Origin of the sequence: Pseudodesulfovibrio indicus, assembly GCF_001563225.1 — a bacterium.
In the GTDB taxonomy this organism is placed as follows: Bacteria; Desulfobacterota; Desulfovibrionia; order Desulfovibrionales; family Desulfovibrionaceae; genus Pseudodesulfovibrio; species Pseudodesulfovibrio indicus.
This window is the reverse complement of sequence record NZ_CP014206.1, coordinates 126492-140565: the sequence shown is the minus strand read 5'-3', so window position 1 is coordinate 140565 and position 14074 is coordinate 126492. Positions and strand designations below refer to the sequence as shown.

The 14074-nt window shown below is 64.7% G+C and carries 12 protein-coding genes; 4 read left to right on the top strand and 8 right to left on the bottom strand.

The window, feature by feature from the left end; genetic code table 11:
- Positions 1–4 precede the first annotated feature (4 nt).
- Positions 5–337 carry an STAS domain-containing protein gene (locus tag AWY79_RS00710; protein WP_066799124.1) on the top strand — a complete coding sequence of 111 codons (333 nt, stop codon included), beginning with the start codon at positions 5–7 and terminating at the stop codon, positions 335–337.
- Between the two features lie 2061 nt (positions 338–2398).
- On the opposite strand, the gene ada is transcribed toward AWY79_RS00710, so the two are convergent.
- The 7 genes from ada to radA form a co-directional block, all read right to left on the bottom strand.
- Positions 2399–3460, bottom strand: coding sequence for a bifunctional DNA-binding transcriptional regulator/O6-methylguanine-DNA methyltransferase Ada (ada, locus tag AWY79_RS00705; protein ID WP_066799122.1), 1062 nt, complete (start codon positions 3458–3460; stop codon positions 2399–2401).
- Positions 3457–4389, bottom strand: a complete 933-nt coding sequence (locus AWY79_RS00700) for a DMT family transporter (protein WP_066799120.1) — start codon at positions 4387–4389, stop codon at positions 3457–3459. The genes ada and AWY79_RS00700 overlap by 4 nt, the downstream gene beginning before the upstream one ends.
- Before the next feature lie 129 nt (positions 4390–4518).
- Positions 4519–4995, bottom strand: a complete 477-nt coding sequence (locus AWY79_RS00695; protein WP_066799118.1) for a LysM peptidoglycan-binding domain-containing protein — start codon at positions 4993–4995, stop codon at positions 4519–4521.
- Between the two features lie 53 nt (positions 4996–5048).
- Positions 5049–5819, bottom strand: coding sequence for a hypothetical protein (locus AWY79_RS00690; RefSeq protein ID WP_066799116.1), 771 nt, complete (start codon positions 5817–5819; stop codon positions 5049–5051).
- Positions 5820–5836: 17 nt separating this feature from the next.
- Positions 5837–7261 carry an ATP-binding protein gene (locus tag AWY79_RS00685; RefSeq protein ID WP_066799115.1) on the bottom strand — a complete coding sequence of 475 codons (1425 nt, stop codon included), beginning with the start codon at positions 7259–7261 and terminating at the stop codon, positions 5837–5839.
- Positions 7262–7265: 4 nt separating this feature from the next.
- A complete protein-coding gene (locus tag AWY79_RS00680) occupies positions 7266–8606 on the bottom strand; it encodes a glucose-6-phosphate isomerase (protein ID WP_066799114.1) in 1341 nt (446 codons plus the stop codon).
- A gap of 100 nt (positions 8607–8706) precedes the next feature.
- On the bottom strand, positions 8707–10029 hold the full coding sequence (gene radA / locus AWY79_RS00675) for a DNA repair protein RadA (RefSeq protein WP_066799113.1): 1323 nt from the start codon (positions 10027–10029) through the stop codon (positions 8707–8709).
- A 282-nt stretch (positions 10030–10311) separates the two neighbouring features.
- On the opposite strand from radA, the gene AWY79_RS00670 reads away from it, so the two are divergent.
- Entirely contained in the window at positions 10312–11265 is a 954-nt protein-coding gene (locus tag AWY79_RS00670) for a substrate-binding domain-containing protein (RefSeq protein WP_066799112.1), read from the top strand.
- Positions 11266–11268: 3 nt separating this feature from the next.
- Here AWY79_RS00670 and AWY79_RS00665 read toward each other — a convergent pair whose 3' ends face one another.
- Positions 11269–12711: a sigma-54 dependent transcriptional regulator gene (locus AWY79_RS00665; RefSeq protein ID WP_066799111.1), complete on the bottom strand. Its 1443-nt coding sequence runs from the start codon at positions 12709–12711 to the stop codon at positions 11269–11271.
- A gap of 217 nt (positions 12712–12928) precedes the next feature.
- Here AWY79_RS00665 and AWY79_RS00660 point away from each other — a divergent pair, with 217 nt between their 5' ends.
- Together AWY79_RS00660 and AWY79_RS00655 are read left to right on the top strand one after the other, a co-directional pair.
- Positions 12929–13525, top strand: coding sequence for a hypothetical protein (locus AWY79_RS00660; protein ID WP_066799109.1), 597 nt, complete (start codon positions 12929–12931; stop codon positions 13523–13525).
- Positions 13526–13544: 19 nt separating this feature from the next.
- A complete protein-coding gene (locus tag AWY79_RS00655) occupies positions 13545–13982 on the top strand; it encodes a hypothetical protein (protein WP_133987489.1) in 438 nt (145 codons plus the stop codon).
- Positions 13983–14074 lie beyond the last annotated feature (92 nt).

Sequence of the window (14074 nt, the reverse complement as noted above, 5' to 3'; positions counted from 1 at the left end):
AATAATGGCTTTGAATCAGATCGATCAAGACGGGGTGGTCATTTTGGCCGTGGACGGCAACCTCGACGGCGAAGGCACCCAGGCGCTGGAAGAAAAGGTCCTGGCGCTGCTGGAGGCGGGGACCAGCAAGCTGCTGTTCGACTTTTCCAGCCTGGACTACATCAACAGCTCCGGGTTGCGGGTGTTGGTGCTTGCCTACCAGCGGTTGAAGAAGAATGCCGGGACCGTGGCCATTTGCGGGGTGAAGGATTACATCCAGGAAGTGTTCGAGGTTTCCGGGTACGACAAGATTTTTCCGTTGTATGCGGCGCGGGGGGATGCGTTGGGGGCGATGTAATTATTGGGGGGAATTTTCGGGCGGCGATGCCGCCCGGCTTGATGTGTTGCGTGACTGTGGAGGAGGGCTCCGTCCTTTTGGGACGGGGTCTCTTTTTTGTTTTTTGGGCGGAAGGAAGGATGTGAGGGGAGAGGAAGAGGAGAGCCGTCGCTGTCGCTCCTCCATGTTTTTTTGGAGCCCTCCCGGCGGGGTTCTTTCTTTTCCGGGCGAAAAGAAAGAACCAAAGAAACGCCGGGGGGGGCATCCCCGCCCACAGTTTCACCGCCAAGAATCCGATCCGCTCGGTGCGGCTTCGCATAGCGGGCCATCTGCACATTTTTCGAGGGGAAATTTGATCCTCACGTAGTATTGCTACGCTGCGGTCAAATCCCCCCTCGAAAAATGCACAGCTGACCCACTCTGCGAAGCCTTCCGGCTCCATCTGATGAAAAGTAAAGTGCGAGTCACCACGGGAACGCCCCTTTTAACGAATACCGAGGAGCCACGTGAGCGGAGCCGCCGCCCCTTCGCGGTCGGCTTCTAGGCGTCCAGAACAGGGCTCGCTCCCTGCCGCTTGACGGTACGAAGGGCGAAGGAAGAGGGGCCTTCGAACGGGACTTCGGGGTAGGAGAGCCACTGTTTGAGGCTGCGCCTCAAAGACGTTCCATGGGAGGGCCTTTGTAAGACATGGCGGGGTATGAGAGCCGCTGTTGGGGCTGCGCCCCAAGGCGCTCCAGGGGAGGTCCGTTGGACGGGGTGTGGGTGATGGAGAGCCGCTGTTGGGGCTTTGCCCCAAGGCGCTCCGGGGTGCGATGGACGGGGCTATGGTGGTGACGGCTGTTTGAGGCTGCGCCTCAAAGGCGCGAGAGGGGATGATCTGCTGTTGGTTTGTCCAGGGCGCGTTCCACCTCTTTTGCCGTCCCTCTCATGCGCGGAGATCATTGCCGCGCTCCTCCCTCTTGTGCCTTACCACCCACGCTCGGACGGTCCCGGCCCGGAGAGCGGTCATTCGGAAACCGGGGCCTAGAGCCTGTTTCAAGCGCCGAAGCGCAGCCCGACTGAGTCTGCCCCGGCAGACATGCCGTCAGGGCAGCGAAAGGTGCTTACAGGCTCTTGGCCACTGTTTCCGCGCCTCCGCACCGCAAGCGCACTTTTTGCTTACTTTTTGGGGCGCCAGCCAAAAAGTAAGGCGCTGTAAAAGCGCAAAACGGTCTATCTCGACAGGCAAAACCCCAGACGCGGACGCGCGGCCCAAACCTCGCGCGTTCCTCCCCCTTCCTCTCATTCATACAAAGAAATCCGTACACTTTCCGGCCAAATCCTCAGCCTCCCCGCAAACCACCTCTTCCACACGCCCTCCTACGCTCGGACGGCCTTCGTCCGGAGAGCGGTCATTCGGAAACCGGGGCCTAGAGCCTGTTTCAAGCGCCGAAGCGGAGCCCGACTGAGTCTGCCTCGGCAGACATGCCGTCAGGGCAGCGAAAGGCGCTTACAGGCTCTTGGCCACTGTTTCCGCGCCGCCGCACCGCAAGCGCACTTTTTGCTTACTTTTTGGGGCGCAAGCCAAAAAGTAAGGCGCTGTAAGAGCGCAAAACGGTCTATCTCGACAGGCAAAACCCCAGTCGCGGACGCGCGGACAACCCTCCCGCGTTCCTCCCTCTTCCTCTCATCCAAAAAAGAAATCCGCACTCACTCCCACCAAAACCCCAATCTCCTCGCAACCTTCCTCTTCCCCACGCTCTCCCACGCTCGGACAATCCCAGCCCGAAGAGCGGTCATTCGGAAACCGGGGCCTAGAGCCTGTTTCAAGCGCCGAAGCGCAGCCCGACTGAGTCTGCCTCGGCAGACAATGCCGTCAGGGCAGCGAGAGGCGCTTACAGGCTCTTGGCCACTGTTTTCGCGCCGCCGCACCGCAAGCGCACTTTTTGCTTACTTTTTGGGGCGCAAGCCAAAAAGTAAGGCGCTGTAAGAGCGCAAAACGCCTTATCGCGACAGGGGTACACCAGACGCGGACGCGCGGACAACACCCCCGCGCTCCTCCCTCTCAAACAGGAACAAAGGAAAGACAACCCGAAGGCAATCCTATTCCTCGGCTTCGTTGTCGAGGAGGGCCTGTTTGCGGGAAAGTCCCCAGCGGTACCCGGCGAGCTGGCCGGACTTGCGGAGGACACGGTGGCAGGGGATAGCCACGGCCAAGGGGTTGGCGGCACAGGCGGCGGCCACGGCGCGGGCGGCCTTGGGGGCGTCCACGGCACGGGCCAGGTCGGAGTAAGTGGTGGTTCGGCCGTGGGGAACCTTGGCCAACTCGTTCCAGACGCGCTGCTGGAAGGCGGTGCCGATGATGTCCAGCGGCAGGTCGAGCCCCTGGTCCGGGTGGCGGACAAAGGCCGCGATCTCGGCGAGCAGGGGCGCGAGTTCGTCTCCGGCCTCAAGGAGTTCGGCCTTGGGGAACCGGTCGCGCAGGGAGGCGGCGAGTGCTTCCGGGGTGTCGCCGAGCTCGATGGCGCAGACGCCTCGGTCGGTGAACGCGGCCAGGACAAAGCCGAGGAAACAGGGGGCCACGGCATAGCGCATGGTCAGGGTTTCGCCCCCCTTGCGGTAGGTGGCGGCGGGCATGCCGAGGATGCGGTCGGCGCGCTCGTAGAATCGGCTGGAAGAGCCGAACCCGGCCTCGAAGATCGCCTCGGTCACGGGCGCGCCGTCTTCGAGGGCGGCGCGCACCCGGTGGTCGCGCACGGCCTGGCCGTATTCCCTGGGGGACAGCCCGGTGCGCGCCTTGAACAGCCGCTGGAAGTGGGACGGGCTGAGTCCCGCCCGGTGAGCCAGGGTTTCGAGGGACGGCAGCTCGCCGTGCTCGGCGCCCAGCTCCAGCGCGCGGCAGGCCTCGACGACCCTTGCGGAGGCGAGGTCGCGGTGGGTCGGGTCATCGGGCCGGCACCGCTTGCAGGGCCGGTATCCGGCCTGTTCCGCCTGGGCCGGGGTTTCGAAAAACTCCACGTTTTCGGGCCGGGGCGCGCGGGACGGGCAGCCGGGCAAACAGTAGATGCCGGTGGTGCGCACCGCGTAGCAGAAGCGGCCCGCCGCGTTCGAGTCCCGGTCGAGCACGGCGCGCAGCCGGGTTTGCGGGGTATCGTAGCGGGTCATGACCGCCTCCGGGGCAGCCGGAACCGGCCGTCGATGAGCAGGGCCGCGCAGGACACGATGAGCATGCCGACGAGCAGGCGCAGGGTGAACGGTTCGCCGAGGAAGGCGATGCCCAGGCCGGTGGCGCTGAACGGGATGAGCAGGGTGACCAGGCTGACGTTGGTGGCCCCGGCGGACAGGAGCAACCGGAAGAAGATCAGGTAGGCCAGGGCCGAGCAGACCAGCCCGAGGCCCAGGACCGCGCCCAGGACATCCAGACCGGGCATGGGAAGCTCCCAGGGGCGGCACACGACGAGGGCCATGGGGCCGATGAGCAGGGAGGCGGCGGCGAGCTGGCCGCAGCTGACCAGCAGTGGCGGCACCCCGACGAAGCGGCGGGCGTAGGTGGCCCCGCAGGCGTAGCAGAAGGTCGCGGCCATGACCGCGAGCTGGCCCATGACGTGGTCGCCCAGGCCGGTCAGGGCGTCGGTCCCGATGAGCACCGAAACCCCGCCCAGGCCGAGGACCGCGCCCATGAACTTGCCCGCCGAGGCGCGCTCGTCGCGGGTGAAGAAGTTGGCCACCAGGATGGTGAAGGCCGGGGTCAGGGCGTTGATGACCGCTGCCAGGCCGCTGGTGATGTGCTGCTGCCCCCAGACGATGAGGGTGAAGGGCAGGGCGGTGTTCAGCCCGCCGAGGAACAGCAGCTGGGGCCAGCGGTGCAGATGGGGCCGCCACTGCTGCCGGGTCAGCAGGATCAGGGCGAACAGGCCGAAGCAGCCGATGATGACCCGGCCGAAGACAACCAGCAGCGGCGGCAGCCCGCGCAGGGCCACGGCGTTGAAGAAGAAGGACCCGCCCCAGATGGCGGACAGGGTCAGGAGCAGACCCCATTCGAGGAGTCCCATCCGCCTGATGGCGGCGACGGTGTTGGCGTTCTGTGCAGTCATGGGGTTGTTCCTAACCCGATGGGGAGCGGCTGACTATCCGTTTTTTGCGCTCCAATCCGGGCGGCGGAAACGAAAAAACCCGCCCATCCTTTCGGACGGGCGGGCGTGTATGGCTGGTGAGGGCTGGCCTTAGAAGCTGTAGCCGAGGGCCGCGCGCATCTCCGCAGGGATGATGGCGTCCTGGCCGGGCTCCAGAGCCTTCCAGGGAGCGCCGGCTTCCTTGCGGGAACCCTTCACTTCCTCCAGGTCGAAGCCGTAGCGGGGCACGTCGAACTGCTGACCGGGGTAGATCAGGTCGGGATTGTTGATCTTGTCACGGTTGGCCTTGTAGATCAGGGGCCACATGAAAGGATCGTTGTAAATATGCTTGTATTCGGAAATCCACCACAGGCATTCGCCCTTGGTGACGGTGTGGGTCACGGGCAGGGCGTCGTACTCGGCCTTGTACACGGCCATGGGATCGACCACGGGCGCCGGGGCCTGTTCTTCGACGATGACTTCCTTTTCCTCGACCACGACCACTTCGGGTTCGGTCTGGACCTTTTTGGAGCAACCCCAGGCAAAGACAAGGCACAGGGAGATTGCGAGCAAAATCAGTTTCTTCATTAACGGCCTCCTCATATAAGATCTCGTTTCTAACCATCCAGCCGGACGCTGGTTCAATTCCGTATTCTATCGGACCAATTATCAATAATTTTCTTTTCTTGCAACACCATTTTGCTGGTGGGGTTCTGGCGCAGGGCCTCTTCCACCGCGTGGGCCGCCTCGTCCACCCATCCGCCCAGCCGCAGGGACTGGCTGGCCAGCAGGTACATGCGCTCCGGCTCGGCCCCGTAGATGGCGAAGATCAGCCCGCCGTACTCGTCGGCGAAAACCGAGCGGACCAGCTCGTTCTGGGAGAAGATGTACCTCGCCAACAGGACGTTGTCGCTGTAGCGGTGCAGGTAGTAGGGCAACAGCTGGCGGCACTTGGAGATGATGAACCGGATGCGGTCGATCTCGCGGCGCATGGACTCCTCGGTCTGGTTCAGGACCTGGAAGAGCTGATCCGTGACGTCCTTTTCCGAGGCGCTCAGCTCGCCTTCGTAGAGGCGGTGGAACCACGGGGCGTAGTTCTGCTTCTGGTAGGCGTCCTCCTTGAGCTTCAGGGTCTCGTGGAAGATGTAGCCCAGCGCCCAGTCCAGGAACTTGCCGCCCAGCTGGGAGTGGGGGTCGTTGCGGAAGACGTGGTGGGCCGTGTCCTTCATGCGCCACAAAAGCCCCTTGTTCATCTCGCTGCCCACCAGGTCCTTGAGCACGTCGAACTCGACGGTGCCGTCCTCGTCGAACTTGACGAAGAGCAGCTCCAGTTGGTCGCACGCCTGGCAGAAGAACTTGAACAGGTCGCGGACGAATTCCGAATGTTTGGCCGTTATCCATGCTTTCGACATCGCACTCTCCTAATGGGTCACGCCGGGAAGATCACGTCCACCCGCGCGCCGCCGCCCTCGGCGTTGGTCAGGTCCATGACCGCGCCGTGGCTTTCGAAAATGGTCGATACCAGGGCCAGCCCCAGGCCGGTCCCCTGGTCCTTGGTGGTGAAGAACGGATCGCGCACGTGTTCCAGGTGTTCCGGGGCGAATCCCGGCCCGGTGTCCACCATGGTCACGTGCAGCCCTTCCTCGCCCCGCGCGGCCCGGATGGTCAGCTCGCCCGGCCCGTTCATGGCCTGGAGCGCGTTGGCCACCAGGTTGTAGAAGGCGCGGTAGAGCAGGTCCTTGTCGCCCTTGACCGTCATGTCGCCGTCAAAGGCGCGGTCCACGGTCACGCCGAGCTTCTCGCACTCCGGCTCCATGAACACGGCCACCTGCTCCAGGATCGCCTTGACGTCCACGTCGAACATGTTCGGCTTCTTGGGCCGGGCGTAGTCCAGGAATTCGGTCACCGTGCGCGACAGCCGTTTGGCCTCCTCGTGCAGGGCCTCCAGGATGCGCGTGTGGGAGCTGTTCTCCTTGCGCGCCTTTTTCAGGATCAGCTCGGAGCTGGAGCAGATGATGCCCAGCGGATTGCGGATCTCGTGGGCCACGCCCGCGACCATCCGGCCCATGCCCGCCAGCTTCTCCTGCTGTTGCAGCTCGAAGATGAGCCGTTCCTTCTCGCGCAGCTGCCGGTTGCTCAGCCGCTCTGCGCGGCGCAGCACGGTCAGCACCAGGAAGAAGAGGACCACGGAAGTGATCAGGGAGAAGGCGATGACCAGCCGCTCGAAGTTGAGCATGGCCAGGTAGTCGGCGGTGATGTCCTGCTGGAATTCGAGGATGCCCATGATCGGGTTGCGGTCCATGTCCGTGAGGCTGCGCTCGGCGCGCAGGGGATAGTAGGCGCGCAGGACCATGGAACCCGGATCGAGGTTGATCCGGAACAGGGAGGCGAGCTTGGACACCTTGGACAGGATTTCGGCGCTGAAGTCCTGGGTCTCCCAGGTCTTGGTGACCATGTAGTCCGCTTCGTCGTCGTCGCCGAGCTCGTCCCTGTTCAGTGAATAGGTGATGTTGCCGTCCGCGTCGTAGATGCGCAGGGTGGAGACGTGGAAGCTGTGGATGGTGGAGCGGACCACCTGGTCCATGACGTTGTACTGGTCTTCGTTGCGCAGCCGGATGGCCCCGAACTTCAGCACCGTGGGGATGACGAAGCGGGTGAACAACTGGTGGCTGACGTTTTCGGCCAGCAGCAGGGCGAAAGCCTCCTGCTTCTCCAGCAGCGTCTGTTCCGCGTACTTGGAGATGAATACCGACAGCAGCAGGCTGAAGCTCAGGATGATGACCAGCAGGGTCCAGGAGATGACCCTGACGAACTGGAGCGGGCTGCTACTGCTGACCTCGCGATTGTTTGGCAATGAATCAGAACTCCCGTAAATCTCTGTCCGCAGTGAGGAAACCGTTCAGGTCCGCCTTTTCCTTTTCGAGCCCGTCCGCGTTCATGCGCGCTTTGGCCAGCCGCTTGCCCAGCTCCACCGCGGGCTGGTCCAGGGGGTTGATGCCCATGAGCCAGCCGGTCAGGATGGTGGCCGCGCCGAGCAGCCCGATGAGCTTGCCCGCCTGCCGGGGGCTGTCCGCGCCCAGGCGGATCTCCACCAGGGGGACGCCGCTCTCCGAAAGGGCCATGCGCGTGCCCAGCCCCTCGGCCTGGATCAGCTCGCCGAAGTCCTTGCCCCGGACGTAGGCGAACTGGTCGGGCAGGTCCGACGGGAACTTCGGCCCGGCGGGCAGGTTCGGGCAGGTCAGGAACAGGCACGCCTTGTTGCGCAAGCCGTCCATGAACATCTGGTTCACCGAGTGCTGGTCGGTGACGCCCACGGCGGGCACGGGCTGGCTGCCCCTGCCCTCCTTGCCCAGCGATTCGGCCCACAGCTGGGCGAACCAGTCGCCGAAGCTGGCCCACAAGGGGATATAGGTGAAAAAGATCATCTCGGCAAACCCCTTGTCCATCAGCGCCGCGCCCCAGGCGGCCAGCCGGAAGGCGCTCTGGGCGGCCAGCTTTCCGCCGTCCAGTCCGGGGTCGGCCAGGGCGGCAGTGACCTCGCGCGCGCCCGCCATGAGCGCGTCGGTATCCATGCCCAGGAACAGGGCCGGGATGAGACCCACGGCGGAGAGCACGGAGTAGCGCCCGCCGAGGTTGTCCGGCACGGGCAGCGCCCGGATGCCGAATCCGTCGGCCTCGCCGCGCAGGAATCCCTGCTTCTCGTCGGTCACCAGGAGCATGTGTTTCGCCCAGTCGTCGCCGAGCGTGCCGCGCATCCACTCCTTGACGATAAAATACTGGCCCACGGTCTCGATGGTCCCGCCGGACTTGGAGACCGTGACCACCACGGTTTTCTCGGGCGGGAGCTTCTCCATGTAGGCCGCCAGGGCGTAGGCGTCCACGTTGTCCGCGATCCACAGGCTGCGCCCCGTGTGGCCGGGCTGGTCCTGTCCGGGGTGGAACGCTTTCTGGAGGGCGCGCGCTCCCAGTGCCGAGCCGCCGATGCCGAGCAGCAGCATGTGGTCGAACCCCTTGAGGAATCCCTCCAGGTCCGCGAGCTGCGCCTTGAGTTCCGCCTCATAGGGCATGGTCAGGAAGGGCAGTCTGCCCGCGCCGGTCTCCTGCTTGAGCCGCGCGGCCATTTCGTCCGCCCGGGCCTCGTAAGCGGCCATGTCCAGCCGGTTCAGGTCCGCGTTGGTCCAATCCAGAATGTCAGCCATGGTCTCCTCCGTGGATGGGGTCTCGGTTCTGTGCCTCCCGTATGGCACGGGACGGCCGAGGGTACCATTATTTCGAGAAAATGTAATGCCGGGAAGGCGTCTATCGTTTTCCGAAGAGCAGCCGCTGCAGGTCCGCCAGGGTCGGGGCGGTGGCGGAGTGGCAGACCGGGTCGTGGCCCAGCCGGGCCGCCTGCTTGAGCCTCACGTCGTGGGCCGCCACCGGACGCACCTGGCCGTTCAAGTCGATCTCACCCCAGAATACCGAGGACTCGGGCAGGGGCTGGTCGTAGAAGGACGACATGACCGAGGCCACCACGGCCATGTCCAGGCCGGGATCGCGCGAGGCCAGGCCGCCGGTGATCTTGGCGTAGATGTCGTGGCCGCTCAGATTCAGCCGCAGCCGCTTTTCGAGCACCGCCAGGAGCAGGTTCAGGCGGTTGGTGTCGAAGCCCAGCGCCGTGCGCCGGGGGATGGTCAAAAAGGACTTGGAGACCAGGGCCTGGACCTCCACGGCGAAGGGGCGCTGGCCGTCCACGGCCATGGCCATGGCCGTGCCGGACAGGGACGGGTCCCGCGCGCCCAGGAAGAAGGTCGCCGGGTCCTCCACCACCTCCAGGCCGCGTTCCTTCATGGTGAAGACCACCAGCTCGTCGCTGGGGCCGAACCGGTTCTTGAGCACGCGCAGGATGCGGGAAAAATGCTTGCGGTCGCCCTCCAGGTACAGAACCGTGTCGACCATGTGCTCCAGGAGCTTGGGCCCGGCGATCTGGCCGTCCTTGGTCACGTGGCCCACCAGGATCAGGGTGGTGCCGGTCTTCTTGGTCTTTTCCACCAGCTCGCTCGACACCGCGCGCACCTGGGAGACCGAGCCGGGGATGCCCTCGGCCAGGGGCGAGGCCAGGGTCTGCACCGAGTCCACGATGAGCAGTTCCGGCGGCTCGTGCCCTTCGAGCACGGCCAGGGCGTCCTCCACCTTGTTGGTGGCCAGGGCGAGCAGGCCGGGGCCGAGCAGCCCCAGGCGGTCGGCGCGCGCCTTGAGCTGGGGCAGGGATTCCTCGCCGGAGAGGTACACGGCGGTGTGGCCAAGCCGCGCCTGGCTGCCCGCCAGCTGAAGGAGCAGGGTGGACTTGCCGATGCCCGGCTCGCCGCCCACCAGGATGGCCGCGCCCGGCACCAGTCCGGCCCCGAGCAGTTCGTCCAGGGAGGGCAGCCCGGACGGGCGGGCGCCCAGGTGCTCGCTCTCCAGCCCTTCGAGGAGCTGCGGCGAGGATTGGGAGGCGGCGGCGCCCACCGGGGCCGAGGTCCGCTTGGTCACGGTCACGGTTTCGAGGGTGTTCCATTCCTTGCAGGAGGGGCACTGGCCCTGCCAGCGCGGGGACTGTGCGCCGCACGCGGCGCAACGGTAGGTTTCTTTGGTTTTCATGGTGTTGAGTATCCCGTCATTTACCGGGAAAAGTCCAGCGCCGCGAATGTATGCCGGACAATTAATGCGTTGATCCCGCGCCGCGCTCGGCAGTACCCACGCCAGACGGAGAAAAGGCATGAACGACGGACGACACCGCTTCTGGAGCGGGGTGCGCGACGGCTCTCCCCTCCTCCTTCCTCTGATCAAAAAACAGCTCCCACCCCACCACCAATAATAATGTAACCCCCCTCCCCGCAGGCGTACATTCTCCCCATGGTCGACAGAAAGTCTATATTGCGTATGCGAACGTCGAGCGCCGGCCTGCTCCTGTGCCTACTCCTGGCCGCGTTTCTGTCTCCGGCCGTCCCGGCCCGCGCCGAAAGACAACTCTACGTCATCGTGGCCAAGTCGGTCTCGGACGCCAACTACCACCGCGTCTACGACGCAGCCCGCGAGGAAGCCCGCCGCAACGGCGACCGCGTGATCCTGACGGGCGGCGAAGGCAAGGCGCACTTTCGGTTGCAGGACAGGGCGGTGCGGGAAGCGCTCCGCCGAAAGCCGGACGGGCTGGCCATCTCGGTCCTTCGCAGCCGCTATCTGGCGGAAAATTCCTTCAGGGACGTGGCCCGCGACCGGGTTCCGGTGGTCACCTTCGACTCCGATTTCACCGAGAAATACCGGGGGCTGCGGACCGGATATATCGGCACGGACAACGTGGAGCTGGGCAGGGTGCTGGGGCGCGAAACCATCCGGCTGCGGCCCTCCGGCGGGACCGTGGCGGTGATGACCGGCGGCTTGGACGACACCAACCTGAACGACCGCATCCAGGGGCTGGGGGAGGTCCTCGACCTGGGCCGGGAGGCCTGCGGGTGGCGGCTGGACCCGCGCTCGCCGCTGCCCTGCCGGGACAGCTATCCCCAGGCTCTGGAGCAGCTCCAGGCGCTGCTGGAGGACCCGGCGGTGGACGTCATCGTCTCGGTGGGTTGGTGGGCGCAGATGAGCGACGGGTACGAGCAGCTCATCCGCCGCCACATGAGGCAACTGGACGACGGGACCAAGATAGTGATCTTCGCCGGGGCGCATCCCACGCAACTGGCGCTGTTCCGCAAGGGGCTCAGCCACGTCAATATCGGGCTGGATTTCGAGGAGATGGGGCGGCTGTGCTACCGCTACCTGGCCGTGCTGGCCGGGGGCGGCACCGTGCCCGCCGAGACCTGGACCGGCTTCAAGGTCTATCGCCGAAAAGACCGCTGACGGCTAAACGTCCAGTCCCTGCTTCTTGTACTCGTTGAGCTTGTTGCGCAGGGTACGCACGGAGATGCCGAGCAGCTCGGCGGCGCGGGTGCGGTTGCCGGTGGTCTCTTCCAGGCTCTTGAGAATGAGCCGCTTTTCCATCTCGTGCAGCGGCATGACCGACATGGCCTCGTCCGGGGTGGACGGGGGCGCGGCCTCGCATGCGGCCTGCTGGTCGGCGTCGATGTCCGCGAGGTCGTCCGGGGTCCACTGCTCGTCGCCCATGAGGAAGTGGCGCGGGCGGATGGGCCCCTGACCCGCCAGGAGCACGGCGCGCTCCATGAGGTTCTGCAATTCGCGGACGTTGCCGGGCCAGTCGTAGCCCATGAGCCATTTTTTGGCCTCGTCGGTGAAGGCGAGCTTGCCCAGCCCGTAGGCCGCGGTGAACTTGTTGGTGAAGAACTCGGCCAGCAGCAGCACGTCGTCGCCCCGGTCCTTGAGAGCGGGCAGGGCGAGCGGGATGACGTTCAGCCGGTAATAGAGGTCCTGGCGGAACTTGCCTTCCTTGACCGTGTCCTCGATGCGCCGGTTGGTGGTGGCCAGCACGCGGACGTCGATCCTGACCGTCTCCACGCCGCCCACGCGGTCGAACTCCGATTCCTGAAGCACGCGCAGGAGCTTGGCCTGGAGGCCGAGGTCCATCTCGGTGATCTCGTCCAGGAGGATGGTCCCGCCGTCGGCCAGCTCGAACTTGCCGAGCTTGCGCTGGATGGCCCCGGTGAACGCGCCCTTTTCGTGGCCGAACAGCTCGGACTCCAGCAGGTGCTCGGGCAGGGCCGCGCAGTTGATGGCCACGAACGGCTTGTCCGCGCGGTCGGAATTGTGGTGCAGGTAGCGGGCGAACATCTCCTTGCCGGTGCCGGACTCGCCGGAGATGAGCACCGTGGCCTTGGACCCGGCCACCTGCTTGGCCAGTGCCAGCACGCGCAGCACGGCGGTGTGCCGCCCGATGATCTGAAATTTGCTGCCGCCGGAGCCGCCGACGGACGGGGAGGGGGCCGATGCGGGCGCAGACCGGGGCGGGCAGGGCGCGGGTTCCGGCTCCTGCTCGGGTTCTTCGTCCGGCAGGACCAGCCGGATCTTTTCCCAGACCAACGGCTCGATCCAGTAGTCCCGCGCGCCGAGCTCCAGGTATTCCGTTGCCTGTTCCGCGCTGCCCGCTGCCGAGAAGATGACCACGGGCGGGAACCCCTCGGTCTCGGCGGCCTTGCGCAGGAACCCCTTGGCGTCGAACCCCTGCAGCTCCGGGCGGCAGAACACCAGGCAGGGGTGGGATTTCTTGATGAACCCCAGGGCGCCGTTGACGTTGTCGGCCAGACCGGCCTGCAGCCCCGCCTTCTGCAAGGTGGGGAAGATGGCGGTAACGGACTGCGGCTCCGCGATGAAAAGGACTGTTCTGGCCGTCATGGTCCTTTCTATTAACGGCAACACGGAAAGTTTACAAGAGGTTCGCGCGCTTGGCGGGCGGCGGGCAAGGAGACGGACCGAAGCCCCGTCAAATTGTTTTTTTGCACCGTTCGGCTGTCTTTCTCCTACATTCTTTTCCGATCCCCTGTTTTCCGGAAAAGCCGTGGTACGGTTTCTTCCAAAACCGTCCCGCCTTGCGGGCAACAGGAGAAACGACATGGCAAAAGAAAGAGATCGGCGCATCGGAGAGGATCAATTGGTATACGGCCTGCCCAAACGGATGGCGGCCAGGGCCACGGGCAAGGCGCGGGAAAGCGGCGGCTCCGTTTCCGGCGACCCTCCCTACCGTCCGACGCCGGAGCCGGAGGAGCCGGGGAAGCACTTCTTTCGGACCGTGCATCCCAAGCCCGGCGCTTGCGAAAAGTGCAAGGAAATGGAAGGAATCAAATTCAAGGAGGAGCCGGAACGGCCGCACCCCAACTGCAAGAGTGAGATCAGGAAGAATGAAGCGAAGCCGGAAAAGCGGTATTTTTCCGGATTCTTGAGCGGTTATGAGGACAATGCCGTCTATCAGTTCTGGGGCTTGGATACCGTGGTGGTTACTGTCACCCACGTAACCGGCGCACTTGCCTCGGGCGTTCACGTTTTTTCAAACCGTGACGGCGACCGACAAAGTCATATACTGGGCGGAAGCGTCTCCTTTGAATTCCATGCGGAGACAGATGTGCCCGTGTTCTGGAGCATTCATCTGATCCAAAAAGGCGCGAACAACACGATGGTACGGTACGATGTCGAATACGGGATATTGCCCTGAATTGCTTAAGGCCTGTGTAGTGCTCTGCCTCGCGCTGAATCTTTCAGCCGCGGCGCAGGCGGACGGCTCCTTCCAGGTGGGGTGCGGGGATGTCGCAGCAATGATGGTGGCCCTTGGTCCTGATTTGGACAAGGAGCCTGTCGCTTCCTCGCAACGCGGATATGTCGTGGTCTGCCGGATCGGCCTGACTCCGGAAGGCGGCGACCGTTTTGAAGCCTTTCGGATGGCGGCTCGGGACGAGGCCCGAGCCGGGGGCGGCGACCGTTTTTTTGTCATCAGGGGCGGGGGCACGTTCATCACCTCATGGGATTCAACGGTTGCCCTGAACCCTCCGGGATTCCACGTCGTGGGAAGGGACTGGCCCGAGGTCCGCGCCAAGCTCATGGCCATCTGCCCGGACAAGGTGCCGCAGGACGTGCCCCAAGAGGTCCTGAACCACGGGCCGGGACAGCCGTGAGCCGGACCGGCATCGACCTCGCCGCGTCCATCCTTTCTTGCCCTGGTTCCGGCCATCTGCTACTTCTCGGAGGCCTGAGAGCAAACGAGAAC

Excerpts from the sequence above, each read along its gene's own strand:
- AWY79_RS00710 (WP_066799124.1), top strand. The coding sequence starts at position 5 with ATGGCTTTGAATCAGATCGATCAAGACGGGGTGGTCATTTTGGCCGTG.
- ada (WP_066799122.1), bottom strand. The coding sequence starts at position 3,460 with ATGACCCGCTACGATACCCCGCAAACCCGGCTGCGCGCCGTGCTCGAC.
- AWY79_RS00700 (WP_066799120.1), bottom strand. The coding sequence starts at position 4,389 with ATGACTGCACAGAACGCCAACACCGTCGCCGCCATCAGGCGGATGGGA.
- AWY79_RS00695 (WP_066799118.1), bottom strand. The coding sequence starts at position 4,995 with ATGAAGAAACTGATTTTGCTCGCAATCTCCCTGTGCCTTGTCTTTGCC.
- AWY79_RS00690 (WP_066799116.1), bottom strand. The coding sequence starts at position 5,819 with ATGTCGAAAGCATGGATAACGGCCAAACATTCGGAATTCGTCCGCGAC.
- AWY79_RS00680 (WP_066799114.1), bottom strand. The coding sequence starts at position 8,606 with ATGGCTGACATTCTGGATTGGACCAACGCGGACCTGAACCGGCTGGAC.
- radA (WP_066799113.1), bottom strand. The coding sequence starts at position 10,029 with ATGAAAACCAAAGAAACCTACCGTTGCGCCGCGTGCGGCGCACAGTCC.
- AWY79_RS00670 (WP_066799112.1), top strand. The coding sequence starts at position 10,312 with ATGCGAACGTCGAGCGCCGGCCTGCTCCTGTGCCTACTCCTGGCCGCG.
- AWY79_RS00665 (WP_066799111.1), bottom strand. The coding sequence starts at position 12,711 with ATGACGGCCAGAACAGTCCTTTTCATCGCGGAGCCGCAGTCCGTTACC.
- AWY79_RS00660 (WP_066799109.1), top strand. The coding sequence starts at position 12,929 with ATGGCAAAAGAAAGAGATCGGCGCATCGGAGAGGATCAATTGGTATAC.